The organism is Pseudomonas sp. Sample_16 (genome assembly GCF_004307665.1).
Taxonomy (GTDB): Bacteria; Pseudomonadota; Gammaproteobacteria; order Pseudomonadales; family Pseudomonadaceae; genus Aquipseudomonas.
This window is the reverse complement of record NZ_RCOB01000168.1, coordinates 80,449-98,041: the sequence shown is the minus strand read 5'-3', so window position 1 is coordinate 98,041 and position 17,593 is coordinate 80,449. Positions and strand designations below refer to the sequence as shown.

The 17,593-nt window shown below is 58.9% G+C and carries 17 protein-coding genes; 9 read left to right on the top strand and 8 right to left on the bottom strand.

The features are described 5' to 3' along the window. Positions 1–232: 232 nt before the first annotated feature. Complete coding sequence (trxB, locus tag D8U69_RS21910; protein WP_056855053.1) at positions 233–1,189, top strand: thioredoxin-disulfide reductase; 957 nt, start codon at positions 233–235, stop codon at positions 1,187–1,189. A 265-nt stretch (positions 1,190–1,454) separates the two neighbouring features. On the opposite strand, the gene D8U69_RS21905 is transcribed toward trxB, so the two are convergent. The 6 genes from D8U69_RS21905 to folM all read right to left on the bottom strand — a co-directional run bounded on the left by D8U69_RS21905 (position 1,455) and on the right by folM (position 5,304). Continuing rightward, positions 1,455–2,705, bottom strand: coding sequence for an aspartate aminotransferase family protein (locus tag D8U69_RS21905; protein WP_130908115.1), 1,251 nt, complete (start codon positions 2,703–2,705; stop codon positions 1,455–1,457). A 194-nt stretch (positions 2,706–2,899) separates the two neighbouring features. Then, positions 2,900–3,238, bottom strand: a complete 339-nt coding sequence (locus D8U69_RS21900; RefSeq protein ID WP_130905176.1) for a HopJ type III effector protein — start codon at positions 3,236–3,238, stop codon at positions 2,900–2,902. Next, complete coding sequence (locus D8U69_RS21895) at positions 3,231–3,527, bottom strand: DUF1244 domain-containing protein (RefSeq protein WP_056855056.1); 297 nt, start codon at positions 3,525–3,527, stop codon at positions 3,231–3,233. The genes D8U69_RS21900 and D8U69_RS21895 overlap by 8 nt, the downstream gene beginning before the upstream one ends. 96 nt (positions 3,528–3,623) lie before the next feature. Beyond that, positions 3,624–3,995, bottom strand: coding sequence for a dihydroneopterin triphosphate 2'-epimerase (gene folX, locus D8U69_RS21890; protein ID WP_007970304.1), 372 nt, complete (start codon positions 3,993–3,995; stop codon positions 3,624–3,626). Between the two features lie 2 nt (positions 3,996–3,997). Then, positions 3,998–4,573, bottom strand: a complete 576-nt coding sequence (gene folE, locus D8U69_RS21885) for a GTP cyclohydrolase I FolE (protein ID WP_056855057.1) — start codon at positions 4,571–4,573, stop codon at positions 3,998–4,000. 20 nt (positions 4,574–4,593) lie between these two features. Further along, a complete protein-coding gene (gene folM / locus D8U69_RS21880; RefSeq protein ID WP_130905177.1) occupies positions 4,594–5,304 on the bottom strand; it encodes a dihydromonapterin reductase in 711 nt (236 codons plus the stop codon). Between the two features lie 267 nt (positions 5,305–5,571). Here folM and D8U69_RS21875 point away from each other — a divergent pair, with 267 nt between their 5' ends. Continuing rightward, positions 5,572–6,531, top strand: coding sequence for a MerR family transcriptional regulator (locus D8U69_RS21875; protein ID WP_056855059.1), 960 nt, complete (start codon positions 5,572–5,574; stop codon positions 6,529–6,531). A 3-nt stretch (positions 6,532–6,534) separates the two neighbouring features. Here D8U69_RS21875 and D8U69_RS21870 read toward each other — a convergent pair whose 3' ends face one another. Together D8U69_RS21870 and D8U69_RS21865 are read right to left on the bottom strand one after the other, a co-directional pair. Further along, complete coding sequence (locus D8U69_RS21870; protein ID WP_056855060.1) at positions 6,535–7,140, bottom strand: hypothetical protein; 606 nt, start codon at positions 7,138–7,140, stop codon at positions 6,535–6,537. 54 nt (positions 7,141–7,194) lie between these two features. Then, a complete protein-coding gene (locus D8U69_RS21865; protein ID WP_056855061.1) occupies positions 7,195–7,671 on the bottom strand; it encodes a PAS domain-containing protein in 477 nt (158 codons plus the stop codon). 102 nt (positions 7,672–7,773) lie between these two features. Between D8U69_RS21865 and D8U69_RS21860 the strand changes: the two genes are divergently transcribed. The 7 genes from D8U69_RS21860 to D8U69_RS21830 all read left to right on the top strand — a co-directional run bounded on the left by D8U69_RS21860 (position 7,774) and on the right by D8U69_RS21830 (position 17,552). Then, on the top strand, positions 7,774–8,229 hold the full coding sequence (locus D8U69_RS21860; protein ID WP_056855062.1) for a flavodoxin: 456 nt from the start codon (positions 7,774–7,776) through the stop codon (positions 8,227–8,229). A 233-nt stretch (positions 8,230–8,462) separates the two neighbouring features. Then, positions 8,463–9,245 (top strand): class II aldolase/adducin family protein, encoded by a 783-nt coding sequence (locus D8U69_RS21855; RefSeq protein ID WP_130905179.1) that lies wholly within the window; start codon positions 8,463–8,465, stop codon positions 9,243–9,245. Further along, a complete protein-coding gene (locus D8U69_RS21850; protein WP_056855064.1) occupies positions 9,245–10,147 on the top strand; it encodes an alpha/beta hydrolase in 903 nt (300 codons plus the stop codon). The genes D8U69_RS21855 and D8U69_RS21850 overlap by 1 nt, the downstream gene beginning before the upstream one ends. Before the next feature lie 124 nt (positions 10,148–10,271). Beyond that, positions 10,272–11,183 carry an SDR family oxidoreductase gene (locus D8U69_RS21845; protein ID WP_130905180.1) on the top strand — a complete coding sequence of 304 codons (912 nt, stop codon included), beginning with the start codon at positions 10,272–10,274 and terminating at the stop codon, positions 11,181–11,183. Between the two features lie 491 nt (positions 11,184–11,674). Beyond that, positions 11,675–13,468 (top strand): DUF1302 domain-containing protein, encoded by a 1,794-nt coding sequence (locus D8U69_RS21840; protein WP_130905181.1) that lies wholly within the window; start codon positions 11,675–11,677, stop codon positions 13,466–13,468. Positions 13,469–13,491: 23 nt separating this feature from the next. Then, positions 13,492–14,862 carry a DUF1329 domain-containing protein gene (locus tag D8U69_RS21835; RefSeq protein WP_056855071.1) on the top strand — a complete coding sequence of 457 codons (1,371 nt, stop codon included), beginning with the start codon at positions 13,492–13,494 and terminating at the stop codon, positions 14,860–14,862. Positions 14,863–15,002: 140 nt separating this feature from the next. After that, the gene (locus D8U69_RS21830) at positions 15,003–17,552 is read left to right on the top strand and encodes a LuxR C-terminal-related transcriptional regulator (RefSeq protein ID WP_130908114.1); all 2,550 of its coding nucleotides are present in this window, start codon (positions 15,003–15,005) and stop codon (positions 17,550–17,552) included. The last annotated feature ends 41 nt before the right edge of the window (positions 17,553–17,593 follow it).

The following is a 17,593-nucleotide window of genomic DNA, read 5'->3' as shown; positions in this document are numbered from 1 at the left end:
ACTGTAACAAAGGCGTCCTGAAAATCACCCTGACGGCATAGAGACCACCTATGAGCTGGATTGTTAAACCGTATTTCCTTAATCTTCGCCCCCTCGATACGCTGCACCCAATCTTTTTACAGGACGGTCGGGTTCAAGCCTTCCCCAAGTGCTTTCAACCGTTCTTTTTTATTCCCGCCGGTGATCCGGCGTTCCGCGCCAGGTGTTCCGGGCCGGTCAACAGGAGCAGGTCATGTCTGAAGTCCGTCATTCGCGAGTGATTATTCTCGGTTCCGGCCCTGCCGGTTACAGCGCTGCGGTATATGCCGCCCGTGCCAACCTCAAGCCACTGCTGATCACCGGCATGCAGGCCGGCGGTCAACTGACCACCACCACTGAAGTCGACAACTGGCCTGGCGATGTCCACGGCCTGACCGGCCCGGCGCTGATGGAGCGGATGCGCGAGCACGCCGAACGCTTTGAAACCGAGATCGTTTTCGATCACATCAATGCCGTGGACTTCGCTGCCAAGCCATACACCCTGACGGGCGACAGCGCGACCTACACTTGCGACGCCCTGATCATCGCCACCGGCGCCAGTGCTCGTTACCTGGGCCTGCCGTCCGAAGAAACCTTCATGGGCAAAGGCGTTTCGGCCTGCGCGACCTGCGACGGTTTCTTCTATCGCAACAAGCCAGTCGCTGTGGTCGGTGGCGGCAACACCGCGGTGGAAGAAGCCCTTTACCTGGCCAACATCGCCAGCAAGGTAACGTTGATTCATCGTCGCGAAACCTTCCGCGCCGAGAAGATCCTGATCGACAAGCTCAATGCCCGTGTTGCCGAAGGCAAGATCGAGTTGAAGCTGAACGCGACGCTGGACGAAGTCCTGGGCGACAACATGGGCGTGACCGGTGCCCGCCTGAAAAACAACGACGGCAGCTTCGACGAAGTGAAAGTCGACGGCGTGTTCATCGCGATCGGCCACACCCCGAACACCTCGCTGTTCGAAGGTCAGTTGACCCTCAAGGACGGTTACCTGGTGGTACACGGCGGCCGTGATGGCAACGCCACCGCGACCAACCTGGAAGGCATCTTCGCTGCCGGTGACGTGGCTGACCACGTTTACCGTCAGGCCATCACCTCGGCCGGCGCCGGCTGCATGGCGGCATTGGATGCTGAACGTTACCTCGACGGCCTGCAGAACGCCTGATTCTGCCCGCATGAAAAAACCGGCCTCGGCCTAATGATGTTCACTTAAGAAAAAGTTGGCATCCTGTGGCGAGGGAGCTTGTCGGATCGCCGCACCGTCCCGCTGGGCTGCGCAGCAGTCCCTTTTTTAGGGCCGCTTCGCGCCCCAGCGGGAGCAAGCTCCCTCGCCACGGGTATAGTGCTCGTCCTTAAGTGAACAGCATTAGGCCTTGGCCGGTTTTTTTATACCTTCGATTAATCATCAATTGCTTTAGGAGCGAGTGCACTCAGGTCAGTCTGGCCAGGCACGCCTCAAGGATATCCAGCCCCTCTTCAAGCACCGCCGCCTCGGTGGTCAACGGCGCCAGCAAGCGAATGATGTGCCGCGACTTGCCGCTTGGCATCAGCAGCAACCCGGCGTCCCGCGCCAGTGCCAGCAGTTGCGTCAACTGCGCGGCGGCGGGTGTGCCGTCGGTGTGGGTCAGTTCAATGCCGCGCATTGCGCCAACGCCGGTCAGGCGCCCGAGGAAGGGCGATAACTTGCGATCACACCAGGCTTGGTAGCGACTGACAATCGCCTCTTCCTGCTGCGAGCCCCAGGCTTGCAGGTGGGCATCGGTCATCTCGTCCAGCGTCGCCAAAGCGGCGGCGCAAGCGATGGGATTTCCGGAGTAGGTGCCTCCGAGCCCGCCCTTGGGCAAGTTGTCGAGCAGCGATTTGCGCCCGACCACCGCACCCAGCGGCACGCCGCCGGCGATGCTTTTGCCGAGCAGGATCAGGTCCGGCTCGATGCCCAGACGCGAGAACGCGAAGCGTTGCCCCGTACGGCCGAAACCCGACTGGATTTCATCGGCAATCAACACAATGCCCTTGTCGTCACAGAAACGGCGCAGCGCTTGGGCGAACGTTATGTCCATGGCCAGAAACCCGGCTTCACCCTGCACCGGCTCGACGATGAAGCAAGCCACGTCCTCGACGTCGATTTCGACGCTGAACAGCCGTTCCATGGCTTTCAGGGCTTCGGCGCAGGTCACGCCGTTGTCCTGGCTGGGGAAAGGCAAGTGATACACCGGTCCGGGCAGCACACCGACCTTCTGTTTGTAGGGCGCGACTTTGCCGTTGAGGTTGAGTGTCGCCAGGGTGCGACCGTGGAAGGCGCCGTCAAAGGCAACCACGGCACTGCGACCGGTGGCGCCACGGACGATTTTCAGCGCGTTCTCGGCGGCTTCGGCGCCGCTGTTGGTCAACATGCCGCTGACCGGGTAATCGACCGGGATGAACGCGCAGAGGCGATCCATCAAGTCGATGTACGGCTGATGAGGCGCGGCATTGAACGCGTAGTGGGTCAGGCGCGTGGCTTGCTCGCGGATGGCCTCGACGATGCGCGGATGGCAATGGCCAAGGTTGAGCACGCCGATGCCACCGACAAAGTCGATGTAGCGTTTGCCGTCGGTGTCCCAGACCTCGGCGTTTTTGCCGTGGCTGAGCGTGACAGGGTGAACGATGTTGATCGACTGGCTGATGGTTTCGTTGCGCATGGATGACCGGCTCGGAAGAAGGAGGACTTCTTTTTATCTAAGCCGTGAGCAGCGGTGCCAGGCAAACGAAATAAAATCACCGGGTCAATCTGAAAAGTCGGGATGTATCGCCGATCCCTGCAGGAGCACGGCTTGCCGGCGATGGCGATCTTGAGGACGCCATCGCCGGCAAGCCGTGCTCATGCAGAAAGCTGTCAGCGGCGGGTCAGGGGCTGTTGGGTGAACTTCACACCGGCCAGGCCATGGGCGATCAACGCACGAATATTGCCGTGATCGCTGCCCTCAGGCGTCGCCAGCACCGAACGATAATGTTCGCCGAACGCCAGCAGCGCTTCTTCATCACTCAGGCCTTCCAGCAACGCCAGGCCCAGGGTCTTGCACGAGCCTTCGTTCTGCCCGGCGGCGTTTTCCACGCCGCCATTATTGAAGGCCTGAGGCTGGTAGTCGTAACCGGCAGCAATGAACGCGAGGGTGTCGGCGAAGATGTGTTCACCGGTCTTGAGACTTGCGCGCAGGGTGTTCAAATCACTCATTGGGTTTTCCTTTGGCAAACGCCGCTTGTTGTTCGGCGCTGGCTTCTTGCTGAAATCGGGCTTTCCATTCGGTATACGGCATGCCGTAAACCACTTCGCGAGCGTCATCGAGGCTGACGTCGATCTGACGTTCGTCGGCGGCGGCCTTGTACCACTTGGACAAGCAGTTGCGGCAGAACCCGGAAAGGTTCATCAGGTCGATGTTCTGCACATCCTTGCGGCTGTCCAGATGGGCCACTAGCCGGCGAAAGGCCGCGGCTTCGAGTTCGAGGCGTTGTTGATCGTTCATGGCGGTCTCGGCGAGACAGCTTCAAGCGGCAAGCTTCAAGCTGCAAGTTGGGTTGTGGTGGCTGCAAGTTTACAGCCTGACGCTTATAGCTTGAAGCTAGCGGCTTGCCGCCAGCGTAATCGACACCGACTCGGCAAACCGTAGCGCGTGGGGCTTGTCGACTTCGACTTCGGCATACAGCACCGAGGCGTTGGCCATGACCAGATCGAGAATTTCCTGGGTCAGGCGTTCAAGCAGGGCAAAACGATTGCCCTCCACGTGGGCGATGATCGCTTTGGTGATGGTGCGGTAGTTCAGCGCGTGATCGATATCGTTGTCACGCACCGCTTCCTGGGCCGCATAGAGGATGGTCAGGTTGATCAACACATCCTGCTTGTTGAGGATTTCATCTTCGTTGATGCCAATGAAAGTGCGCAGACACAGGTCCTTGACCCGGATGCGTGCCATGCCTGGTTGAAGTTGTGGCATTACTACTTGCTCCGTCCAATCAATTGCAGGAACTCCTGGCGGGTGTTGCTTGACTCGCGAAAGGCGCCGAGCATCACCGAGGTGTTCATGGTCGAATTCTGTTTCTCGACGCCGCGCATCATCATGCACATATGCTGGGCTTCGATGACCACTGCGACGCCTGCCGCGCCGGTGACTTGCAGCACCGCGTCGGCGATTTGCCGGGTGAGGTTTTCCTGGATTTGCAGGCGGCGGGCAAACATGTCCACCAGCCGGGCAATCTTCGACAGGCCCAGCACCTTGCCAGTGGGAATATAAGCCACATGCGCCTTGCCGATGAAGGGCAGCAAGTGGTGTTCGCAAAGCGAATAGAGCTCGATGTTGTCGACGATCACCATTTCATCGTTGTCGGAGGCGAACAGCGCGCCATTGACGATCTCTTCGACACTTTGTTCGTAGCCATGACATAGGTACTGCATCGCCTTGGCCGCACGCGCCGGGGTGTCTCGCAGGCCTTCGCGATCAGGATTTTCACCGAGGCCGATGAGGATCTCGCGATAGCTCTGGGACAGGGCGTTCTGGTGCAGGAATAGCGTCATGGAAGATCCTCGCGGGACACTTATTTGATGTGCCTTCCGCCATTGACGGTCAGGGTCGTGCCGGTGACATACGGGTTGTCGAGCAAATATCGCAGGCTTTGATAGATCACTTCGCTGCCCGGTTCGATGCCCAGGGCGGACTTGGCCAGTGCCTTGGCGCGATAGGCTGCATCGTCGTCAGCATTGAACATTAGCAGGGCGGGCGCGATCCCGTTGACCTTGATGTGCGGCGCGTACTTTGCAGCGAAGGACAGGGTCAGGCTGTCGAGCCCGGCTTTGCTGGCGCAGTAGCCAATGTGCTTGCTGCTGCCCTTGCGGGTCACGTCGTCGCTGATGTGCACGATATCGGCAGGGCTCGAGCGTTCGAGCAAGTCGGCGCAGTGCAAGTTGATCAGGTAGGGCGCCAACATGTGTACGCTGAACATGCGGGTGAATGCCGCTGCATCGGTATCCGCGGTTTCGGCGAGCCATTCGGAAGCGTTGTGGACAATTGCCCGCAGGCTGTCGGTATGGGTTTTCAGTTCACGGATGAATGCAAAAACCCCGGCCTCGCTGGAAAAGTCCGCAAACACTGCCGTCGCCCCCAAATCCCGCAGGGTCTGTACGCCGGGCCGTTCACTGCGGTAGCTGAAGATCACGCGATGACCGTCTTCGAGCAGTCGCTGCGCACAGTGCAGGCCAACACGCTGGCCGGCTCCGGTGATGAGGATAGGGGCTGCAGAAGAGGTCATGAGCGGCTCGCATCGCGTTAAGAGCAAAACTATACCAGCGCATTGCAGCGTTCACCTACGCCCACCGCAAGGGCAGTGCCGAGGTCACTCAGGAGAGGTGTTTCGCCAGGCGCAGCGTCGGGGGTGATGGGTGGGCGTCTCGGGCCAGACAAGGCCTATTGCTGATGTGCCAGAAGCGACAGTGACATTCTTTCCCGCGTCAGGTTGAATTTTTTCGGGACTGGAGAGTTAGAATGGGCCTCGAACGCTACAAGGATGTTTAGCCAGATGCCCGTAATCACTGACATCGCTTCGGATTCCCGCCACAGCGGCTTACTGGAGCAGGATGAGCTCTTCCCCATTCGCGAGGTGTCGCGCCTGACCGGCGTCAACCCGGTGACCCTGCGTGCCTGGGAGCGCCGGTATGGGCTGATCGTGCCGACACGCACCGCTAGTGGGCATCGTCTGTATTCGATGGCCGATGTCGAGCGGGTGCGCAGCATTCTCGGCTGGATCGAACGTGGTGTGGCAGTCAGCAAAATCGGCAAGATCCTGGCCAAGGCTGCGCCGCTTCAAGCGTTGTCGCACCTCATACCTCAAGACCTTGTGCAGGCTGACTACTCGCAGTGGCAGCAACAGATCGAGGCCGCCGTCGTGTCATTCGATGAGGTTCGGCTGGATCAGGTCTACGGTCAGATTTTTTCCACGTATTCGCAGCCGGTCGTTTTCCAGGACATCCTTCTTCCGCTCTGGAAGCAGTTGCTGCAACGCCAGGATACGTTCGGCAGGACCAGCGAGTGGCTTTTCCTCGATGGTTTTCTGCGATCAAGAGTGTTGCAGCGCCTGCTGCTGATTCGCGACAAACAACCAAGACGAGTCATCGTTTGTGCCCTCGCGGGACAATGCCGGGAGCTTGAGCTGTTGCTTGCTGCGCTGTTTCTCGGCTCCGGGCAAACGGGCGTGCGGGTATTGACCATTGGTCAGCCGTTTGATGAATTGACCCTGGTTTGCGAACGAATCAAGCCACAGGCATTGGTGCTGTTCTCCAACCACGTGCCGACGGCGGAGCTGCCGCGGCGTTTGAATCGCCTGGCGATGAGCCTGGATTGTCCAGTGTTGTTGGCGGGCGATGCATCGGATCTGGCGCAGGAAAGCCTGGCCGGATCGTCGATTGGCTGCCTGGGGAACGAGGGAACGGTGATGCGCCAGCGCCTGAATCAATTTCTCGCTGGCGGTCTGGATACCTGATCGTCAGAGATGCAGGGCGGGGTGGGTCAGTCGGTGCTGCTGCAGGATGTACTGGCGCAAACGCTCGGTTTCATCCTTGTCGTCCTGGCTCAACTGATAGGCATAGAAGCCTTGTTCGGTTTCCTTCTCGAACGTGCCACGCAAGGCGATTCGCTCATAGCCTGACGGGCTGAACCACAAGGCGAAGTGCTTCGGTGCCTTGGTTTTGTTGCGAACCTCCAACAGCACGCCCTTGAACGATACTTCATGCACCCACATCGTGCCGGGCTGGCCCTTGGCATTTTCAAGGGCTACCGGCTCGTCGAGCACCAGCCGCCATGGGCGGACCAATGGCCCGTCTTCATAAATGCTGGGTACGCCCAGCCGAAGATGCAGCGCGTGAAATTCGTCTTCCACCAGATGCAGGGGAAAGGTCATCTGTTGATTTTCGAAATTGGCTTGGATGGTCACTTGCTCATGCGCAGCAAGGCGCGTAAGCAAGTCACGGATTTGTGATCCACCGTTGACCAGCAGACTCGACGTCGCATCCCGCACATTGAGCTGCGGGTTATGTTGCATGGTCTGGATGAAATCCAGCTCATCCTGGGTCAGGAGCGCGTCGCGTTGCATAGCAAACTCGAAAGATATAGATACAAAGTCATTGGTGATTGTAGTTAATGACAATTAATTCGCCGTTTTGTTTGCGCCGTTCGTCGCCTTTATCGCCGCGAGTTCGGCCTGGACTTCAGCCAGTTGCGCTTCGAGCTGTGCAACCCGCTGCTGCGCCTTGACCTGCACGGTCACATCTTTCTGGACGCCAATGAAGTAGACCTGTCCGTCATTCGGATTTTTCACCGTGGAAATCGACAGCTCGTTCCAGAAAGGGGTGCCGTCCTTGCGGTAATTCCTGATGATCTCCCGGCAGGAGCCTTCATTGTTCAATGCATCGCGGATCAACGGGAGGGCCTGCTGATCTCGGTCTCCCGACTGAAGGAAGCGGCAATCCTGGTAGAGGATTTCTTCGCTGGTGTACCCAGTCAGGCGTTCGAAAGCAGGGTTGACGTAAATCAGGATCTTGTCTTGCTCGCCTTCCTTCTCGGCAATCACGATGCCGTCATTGGAGGCATTGATGGCCAGTTGCAGCAGCTTTGCGTTGATCATCGGTGAAACCCTTCCTTGTTGGTTGTCTGCGGCATTCTAAAAGAACAATGCTGACCGTGCTGTTAATATCCCGGTCTTTCACTCAGGTTCAGGATCAGATTGATGAAAGTCGCCATCATTTCCGGCTCGGTTTACGGCACGGCTGAAGAAGTCGCCCGTCACGCCGCGAACATTTTGAACGCTGCCGGTTTCGAAACCCTGCACAACCCCCGTGCAAGCCTTGCAGACATTCAAGCGTTTGCCCCGCACGCCTTGCTCGCCGTGACCTCGACCACTGGCATGGGCGAATTGCCGGATAATCTTCAACCGCTGTATTTCTCGATTCGCGACCAGTTGCCCGCTCAATGGCGTGGTTTGCCCGGTGCGGTCATCGGGCTGGGCGATGCCAGTTATGGCGATACTTTTTGTGGCGGTGGCGAGTTGATGCGCGAGCTGTTCGGCGAGTTGGGTATTCGCGAAGTCCTGCCGATGCTGCGTCTGGACGCCAGTGAAAGTGTGACCCCTGAAGCCGATGCAGAGCCCTGGCTGGCAGAACTGGTCAGCGCATTGCGCGGTTGACCGACAGTCTTCAACGTTCGCTTCAACCGCTGTCACGGTTCTGTCGAGGCTGCTTCAAAGGCGCGCCTCGCCTTGCCTGGCGGCGGTACTTTGACACGGATCCAAACTCTTTGAGCCACTGACTCGTTCGGCCATCAAGCTGGCTGCCAATGCAACTACGGGAACCCTGGAGGCTGACTAGACTCGGTAGTCATTGGAAACACTCCATAATAAAAAAGCCGAGGTTCCTTGCCGTGAGCGTAGCCCCAGTCCAATCCTCACACAGCGTCAAAGACCTGGTCAGCGCAGCCGAATGGCAGACCCGTGTCGACCTCGCTGCCTGTTACCGTCTGGTGGCCCAGCATGGCTGGGACGATCTGATTTTTACCCACATCTCTGCCAAAGTACCTGGCACCGAAGACTTCCTGATCAACCCGTTCGGCTTGATGTTTCATGAAATCACCGCGTCGAGCCTGGTCAAGGTCGATCAGGCCGGTAACAAGTTGATGGACAGTCCCTACGAGATCAATCCGGCCGGGTACACCATCCACAGTGCCGTTCACGAAGTTCGCCATGACGTGGTCTGTGTGCTGCATACCCATACGGCGTCAGGTGTTGCGGTCTCGGCGCAGAAGCAGGGCATTTTGCCAATCAGCCAGCAGTCGCTTTTTGTTCTGTCGAGCCTGGCGTATCACGCCTATGAAGGCGTTGCGCTGAATCACGAAGAAAAGGCACGTCTGCAAGCCGACCTCGGCGAGAACAACTTCCTGATGCTGCACAACCATGGCCTTTTGACTTGCGGCAACAGCATCGCCGACACCTTCCTGATGATGTTCACCTTTCAGCGCGCCTGCGACATTCAGGTCATGGCACAGAACGGCGGTGCCGAGTTGATCGCCATCGAACCGCAGATTCTTGCCGGCGCCAAGGCAATGATTGCCGGTGTCACCAAAAGCTCCCAAGGCATGGGCGGAGCGTTGGCGTGGCCGGCGTTGCTGCGCAAACTCGATAAACAAGACCCGGGTTATAAACTCTAATGGCACTCGCAGAGATCCCCCTGAGTGTCTGGCGCAAACGCGGGCAGACCTTCGATTTCCATGGTCAGACCATCCATTACTGGACGGCGGGGCAGGGTGAGCCGCTGTTGCTCATCCATGGTTTCCCGAGTGCCAGTTGGGACTGGCATTATCTCTGGCAACCGCTGGCCCAGCGTTATCGGGTGATTGCCTGCGACATGCTGGGCTTCGGCGACTCGGCCAAACCGGTCAACCATGAATACAGCCTGCTGGAGCAGGCCGATCTGCAACAGGCATTGCTGGCTCATCTGAATGTCGAGCAACCGGTGCATGTACTGGCTCATGATTATGGCGACAGCGTGGCCCAGGAACTGCTGGCCCGGCATTACGAATCGCGGATCAATCTCGCCAGTTGCGTGTTTCTCAATGGCGGGTTGTTTCCGGAAACCCACCGTCCGGTGCTGATGCAAAAACTGCTGCTCGGCCCCCTGGGCTGGATGATCGGCCGCGCGTTCAGTCGCGACGGCCTGGTGAAAAGCTTCCGTCAGATTTTCGGGCCGCAGACCCGTCCCAGCGAAAGCGAAATGGATGATTTCTGGAGCCTGATCGAAAGCAATCGCGGGCCTCGGATCATGCACAAATTGATCACATACATTCCGGAGCGCCGCGTCCAGCGCGATCGCTGGGTCAGTGCAATGCAGCGCGGTGAAGTACCGCTGCGGGTAATCGATGGCGAAGTCGATCCGATCTCGGGCGCGCACATGGTCGCGCGTTACCGCGAGCTGATCCCCGAACCGGACACCGTGCTGCTGACCGATATTGGTCACTATCCCCAGATCGAGGCGCCGTGCCAGGTGCTCAAGCATTACCTGGCGTTTCGCGACCGGTTGGTGATGCCACCCCTCAAAGTGGCCTGTTCCTGAGGCTGGGGCTCATCATCCCCCAGCCTTATCGCGCACCATTCAGCCTCCGCCGTGTTCATTGTGAGCCGCAGCGCCGTGCCTGACACTCCCGGGTAATGTCCCTGGCCTGCTGGAGTTTCCTCACATGAATGAGTCTGTGCGCTTCGAAGATAAAGTCGTGATCATCACCGGTGCAGGTGGCGGCCTGGGACGGGCGCATGCACTGTTATTCGCCAAACAGGGTGCGAAAGTGCTGGTCAATGACCTTGGCGGCTCGGCCCAGGGCGAAGGCGCCAACGCTTCGGCCGCCGACCGCGTTGTGGCTGAAATCCGCGAGGCCGGCGGCACCGCCGAGGCCAACCACGACTCGGTCACCGATGGCGACAAACTGGTCCAGCACGCCCTCGATGCCTTCGGCCGGGTCGACGTGGTGGTCAACAACGCCGGTATCCTGCGCGACAAGACATTCCACAAAATGGACGACGCCGACTGGGACCTGGTTTACCGCGTCCACGTCGAAGGTGCCTACAAAGTCACCCGCGCTGCCTGGCCGCACATGCGCGAGCAAAACTACGGTCGAGTGATCTTCACCGCGTCCACTTCAGGCATCTACGGCAACTTCGGCCAATCCAACTACGGCATGGCCAAACTTGGCCTCTATGGCCTGACCCGCACCCTGGCCATCGAAGGCCGCAAGAACAACATCCTGGTCAACGCCATCGCCCCCACCGGCGGCACCCGCATGACCGAAGGCCTGATCCCGCCGCAAGTCTTCGAACAACTCAAGCCAGAACTGGTCAGCCCGCTGGTGGTATACCTGGCCAGCGAAAACTGCCAGGAAACCTCCGGCCTGTTCGAAGTCGGCGGCGGCTGGATGGGCAAAGTCCGCTGGGAACGCAGCCTCGGCGCCGGATTCGATCCACGGGTGGGGTTCTCCCCGGAAGACGTGGCGGCGCATTGGCAGCAGATCTGTGATTTCGAAGGAGCGGCGCATCCGAAGGACAATATTGAAGCGTTGAAGGAGATGATGGGGAATTTGCAAAAATATTCGCTCTGACTGCGCTTCATTCGGCAGAGCCAAATCAGGTTCTGCCGTCCCCGATTGACCCCCCTCGCGACAAAAACCACGCCCATAAAAAAGGCCGCTGCAAACGCAGCGGCCAAGCAAGACGTTGGATCCAGGAGCTACAAATCAACGTCGATGTACACGGGGCGATGAGTCGAAACGCTTCAACTCACCTGAAATCTGTCGTGCTTCCGGGCTGTAATCCGTGAAAGCCCGGCAAGAATATGTCTTTGCCGGCAAAGGAAAAACAGCGATTCCCGACATGCACCGTTACCGCCTGCGTAACAGTTCGCTCGCCTGCAGCGTAGTCCATGAATTCGACTGATGCCTTCACATCCAGTCTGTCTATGCCCCGCGCAATCGCCCGTTCCATATGGCCAGTCATCCTTTGGAGGTACATCACGAATACCTCCTTGGTGCGCTTATCGCCCCAGGCCTGCGGCAGTAGGGTGAGGCCTTCTGTCACTCACCGGGGAAGACGCATGACAAAAACAACAATGCGCGCCATCTTCACACCGCAGGCGCTGGCCGCTGCGGTTGCCTTGGGCTGCTGTGCCCAGGCGCAGGCTGTTTCATTCAACATCGGGGAAATCGAAGGGACGTTCGACTCTTCGCTGTCGGTCGGCGCGAGTTGGGGCATGCGCGATGCGGACGATGCCCTGGTGGGCACGGTCAACGGTGGTAGCGGACAGGCGTCGACCGGCGATGACGGTCGTCAGAATTTCAAGAAAGGCGAAACCTTCTCGAAGATCTTCAAGGGTATTCACGACCTTGAACTGAAATACGGCGACACCGGTGTGTTCGTCCGTGGCAAGTATTGGTACGACTTCGAATTGAAGGACGAAGACCGGCCGTTCAAGCCGATCAGCGATCACAACCGCAAAGAGGGCTCCAAGTCTTCCGGTGCGCAGATTCTCGACGCCTTCGTCTATCACAACTATTCCATCGCCGATCTGCCGGGGACTGTTCGTGCCGGTAAACAGGTGGTGAGCTGGGGCGAAAGTACGTTCATCGGCAACTCGATCAACAGCATCAACCCGGTCGACGTTTCCGCGTTTCGGCGTCCAGGTGCCGAGATCAAGGAAGGGCTGATCCCGGTCAACATGTTGTTTGCTTCCCAAGGCCTGACCGACAAGTTGACCGTCGAAGGTTTCTATCAACTGGAGTGGGATCAGACCGTCGTCGATAACTGCGGCACCTTCTTCGGGGTCGACGTGGTAGCGGACGGATGTAACAAGGGATACACGGTCGCCAGCCCTGCGATTGCACCGTTGCAACCGATTGCTGCGGCGTTTGGCCAGGGCTTCGAGGTGACCAGCGAAGGCGTGGTCGTTCCCCGTGGTGGCGACCGCGATGCCCGAGATTCGGGGCAGTGGGGGACCGCATTGCGTTGGCTGGGCGACGATACCGAGTACGGCCTGTATTTCATGAATTACCACAGCCGAACCCCGACGGTTGGCACCACGACGGCGGGGCTCAGAACGCTGGCGAGCATTCCGGGCATTGTCACCACGGCCAACCGCATCGCTCCGGGTAGCGGTGGGGGGCTGGCGCAGAGTGTGATGCTCGGTCGCGGTCAGTACTACCTTGAATACCCCGAGGACATTCGCCTCTACGGCGCGAGTTTTTCCACGACGCTGCCTACCGGCACGGCGTGGACCGGCGAGATCAGCTATCGCCCCAACGCGCCGGTGCAGGTCAACACCAATGACCTGACCCTGGCGATGCTCAACCCCATTGCCGGTGGCGCAGCGTCGCCCATTGCGACAGCGCCCGGTGCCGACAACACAGGCTATCGGCGCAAGGAGGTGACGCAGGTTCAGAGCACCCTGACGCACTTCATCGACCAGATTGCAGGCGCTGATCGCCTGACCCTGGTGGGTGAGGCGGCGGTGGTGCGGGTCGGTGGCCTGGAGTCTCGCAGCAAACTGCGCTATGGCCGCGACTCGGTGTACGGCCAGTATGGTTTCGGTGGCGATACCGACGGTTTCGTGACCTCGACCTCATGGGGTTATCGCGCCCGGGCAATCCTTGATTACAACAACGTCATTGCCGGGATCAACTTCAAACCCAATCTGTCCTGGTCCCATGACGTCGCCGGTTATGGTCCCAACGGGTTGTTCAACGAAGGTGCCAAGGCCGTCAGCGTTGGCGTTGATGCGGACTACCGCAACACCTACACCGCAAGCCTCAGTTACACCGATTTCTTCGGCGGTGACTACAACGTGCTCGAAGACCGCGACTTCGTGGCGTTGAGCTTTGGCGTGAACTTCTGATCTGGCTGAAAAGGATGAATTCAATGCGCAAGATGATTCTGCAAATCGGTTCCGCCCTGGCCCTGAGTCTGCTGGCCGTCAACGTGATGGCCGCCGTATCGGCACAAGAAGCCGACAAGCTTGGCACCACGCTCACCCCGCTCGGTGGCGAGAAGGCCGGCAATGCCGACGGCTCGATTCCGCCATGGACCGGTGGCATTCCGAAAAACGCTGGTGCGGTGGACAGCAAGGGTTTCCTGGCTGATCCATTCGCCAATGAAAAACCGCTGTTCGTGATCACTGCCGCAACGGTCGACAAATACAAGGACAAGCTGTCTGACGGGCAGATCGCGATGTTCAAGCGCTACCCCGAGACCTACAAAATTCCGGTCTACCCCAGCCACCGCACCGCGGCCCTGCCGCCAGAAGTCTATGAGGCGGCCAAACGCAGCGCGTTGAACGTGACACCGACCAACGATGGCAACGGTCTGGCCAATTTCACTGGCAATCGCTATTACGCCTTTCCGATTCCGAAGAACGGTGTCGAGGTCATCTGGAACCACATCACCCGTTATCACGGCGGCAACTTGCGTCGCACCATTACCCAGGCCACGCCACAGTCCAATGGTGATTTCACCGTCATTCGATTCAAGGACGAAGTGGCCGTGCCATCGCTGCTGGGGGATTTGAAGCCGGGCAGTGACGAGAACGTCCTCAACTATTTCAAGCAGGAAGTGACCGCGCCGGCGCGGTTGGCGGGTAACGTGCTGCTGGTTCACGAGACCCTCGATCAGGTCCAGGAACCGCGCAAGGCGTGGATCTACAACGCCGGTCAGCGTCGTGTGCGTCGCGCGCCGCAAGTGGCGTATGACGGTGTGGGCACTTCGTCTGACGGGCTGCGTACTACCGACAACTTCGACATGTTTTCCGGCGCACCGGATCGCTACGACTGGAAGCTGGTCGGCAAGAAGGAAATGTACATTCCGTACAACAGCTACAAACTCGATTCGCCAGACCTCAAATACACCGATGTGATCAAGGCCGGCCATATCAACCAGGACCTGACACGCTATGAGCTGCACCGGGTCTGGGAAGTGGTGGCCACGGTCAAGCCTAACGAACGGCATGTTTACGCCAAGCGTCATATGTACATCGACGAAGACACCTGGCAGGTGGCGCTGGCCGATCACTACGACGGTCGTGGCCAACTGTGGCGAGTCGCCGAAGGGCATGCGCAGTTTTACTACGATCATCAGGTGCCGGCCTACACCGTCGAAGCGCTGTATGACTTGATTGCCGGTCGTTACATTGCCCTGGGGATGAAGAATGAGGAGAAACGCAGCTTCGAATTCAACATCGCGGCAAAAGCCGGGGACTACACGCCGGCGGCGCTCAGGAGTACGGGTGTGAGGTAATCGTCCTACAGCGTCTTACACAAAAAGGTGACCTCGCAGTCACCTTTTTTATGGCCGCAAATCAGCGTGCTGAATACTTCTTCAACAAGCGCTCGGGAGGGGGCTAGGGTGGCGCCACAACAATAACAAGGCGCATCACTATGACTGCCATGACATTGTGTCTGGACCGTCCTGGATTCCTGCCTCGCCTGTCCTCCCATCACCTGGCTCGAGAGCGTTTGGTCGAGCCATTGCTGGCCTCGACGGCTCGAGTGAAGTTGCTCTGCGCACCAGCGGGCAGCGGCAAGAGTGCGCTGCTCACCGAGTGCCTGTTACGTGCGCCGGTGGATTGCCGGGTGTGTTGGTTGCCGATGGCCGGGGAATCCCTGGGTATCGCCGCTTTCCGGCAACGCCTTGCACATGCGCTGGGTCTGGCTTCGGCCGATGAGACTTTTTTGCTGGAGTACCTGTCCCGTTTGCAGGTGCCAACCTGGCTTTTCATCGACGATTATTGCCGGGTTTCCAACCCCGAACTCGATCGCTTTCTGGATCGTTTACTGGCTGTCAGAAGCCCGACATTGAATTGGTGGCTGGCCTCGCGCCGACGTCCACAATGCAACTGGCCCCGGCTGTTGCTTGATGATGAGTTGTACGAATGCGAGGCGCGCGCGCTGGCGTTTACCGAGTGTGAAGTCCAGCATTTGCTCAGTCATGTCGAGCCAGCAATGGCCACGCATACAGCACGCAGAATTATTCAGCGCAGTGCAGGCTGGTGTGCCGGTGTGCGCATTGCCTTGCTGGATGCCTGCCAGTGGGCAGCCGAGCAGAACAAACAGGAGCGCTCGGCGACACTGCTCGATTATTTGCACCATGAGTTGTTCAGCGCGCTGGCCCCTGAACTGATTGAGGCTTGGCAGGTACTGGCGCGTTTGCCGCGATTCAACGCCAGCCTCTGCGAGCATCTGTTCGGCGCCGGTGAAGGGGCGCAATGGTTGCATCAATTGCAGGACATGGGCTGTTTCATCGAGCCATGGGAAGACTCCAGCGAGTGGCTGCGGGTTTTTGTGCCGTTGGCCCGGGCCGTGGGCGACGAGCGGGGTTCGGCGGGGCGGGCGTGGCATCGGCGCGCATGTCAGTGGTTTTGCGCCGAGGAAGACTGGCAGGGGGCGTTCGAACAAGCGCTGCTGGCTGAAGAGTTCGAGGTTGCCGTCACTCTGTTGCAGCACTTCAGTCTTGAGCATTTGTTCCGGCGAGAAAACGTGCGCTTGTTGTTGAATCTGCATGAGCGACAGGGCGAAGAGTTGACCCTCGGTTCGCCGCAGTTGGTGGGACTGATCACGGCGGCGTTGTTGTTCGCCGGGCGCTTCGATCAGGCTGCCGAGTGCATTGGCCAACTGGCCCGTTTCGCACCACAACCGACCGCCACGCTTCAGCGGCAATTGCTGGCTCGCTGGCAGGCACAACAAGGTTGGCTGTTGCATTTGCTGGGGCGCATGGAAGCGGCGCGTGCACACTTTATTGACGCGCTGGCTGAATTGACGCCGGATGCCTGGCCCGCACGGCTGTTGTGTTTGTCCGGGTTGACTCAACAAGCCTTGCTCAACGCCCAACTCGATACTGCGCAAGCCTACAATCGTGAGGCGTTGTGTCTGGCCCGTGCGCAAGGTTCGTTGCTGTTTGAAGGCTTGCTTGAACTTGATCACGCCCAGTTGCTGGAGCAGCGAGGTGCGCCGCGGCGAGCCGAAAGCTTGTTGGCCGATATCCACGCATTGTTGAGTCGACAGGCCGATCGGCCGACGCCGTTGCTGGGCAGGATTGCCCTGCAGCGCGGGCGACTGGCGCTATGTCAGGGGCAGGAAGAGGTGGCTGCCGAATTCTTCCAGTCTGGTTTGCAAGACTGCCTGCACAGCCAGGACAAGCGTGCGTTGTATGGCTTTCTGGGGCAGGCCCAACTGGCCGCCAACCAACGCGATTACGCCCTCGCTTTCGATCGATTGCGCGATGCCGAGCGCTTGATGCAGCAGCGGCAGATTCCCGAAACGGTTTATCGGGGTGTATTGCTGCAAATCAGCAGTCATTTCTGGTTGCAGCAGGGGCGCCCGCAATTGGCTCGCGAAGCGTTGACCCGTGTGTTGCGTCACTATCGCGGAACGCATGCCCGCCAGGCCCCTCCCGCGACCGTGATGCTGATTGCCCGTGTCGAGTATTTACTGGTGCTTGCCCAAACCCGACTGCAGGAGGCGCAACAACCGCTCGAACAACTCAACAACCTGCTCGTTCACGCCCAGCAACATTCAATGCTGGCGCTGGAAGCGGAGTTGCAGTTGGCGATCTGCGAAGTAGCGGACCTGACGGGCGAAACCGATCTGGCGAAATCGGCATTGCTGGCGGGCCTGAAGCTGGCAGGGCGTGGGCAATTGCAACAGGCCTTGTGTGAACTGCGCCTGCGCCAACCGACCTTGCTCAGCCGTTACGGCATGGACGACGAGTCTGCGGCAACAATCGACGACAATCCATTGAGCGGGCGGGAACTGGAAGTACTTGGCCTGATTGCCCAAGGCAACTCCAACCAGCAGATTGCCGAACAGTTGTTCATTTCATTACATACAGTGAAAACCCATGCGCGGCGAATCCACAGCAAGTTAGGTGTAGAGCGTCGCACTCAAGCAGTAGCGATAGCAAAAAAGCTGGGATTGATTTCCCGGGAGTAATGAATGCAAACACTCCCTTGGGTGCAACGATGATGGTTTTA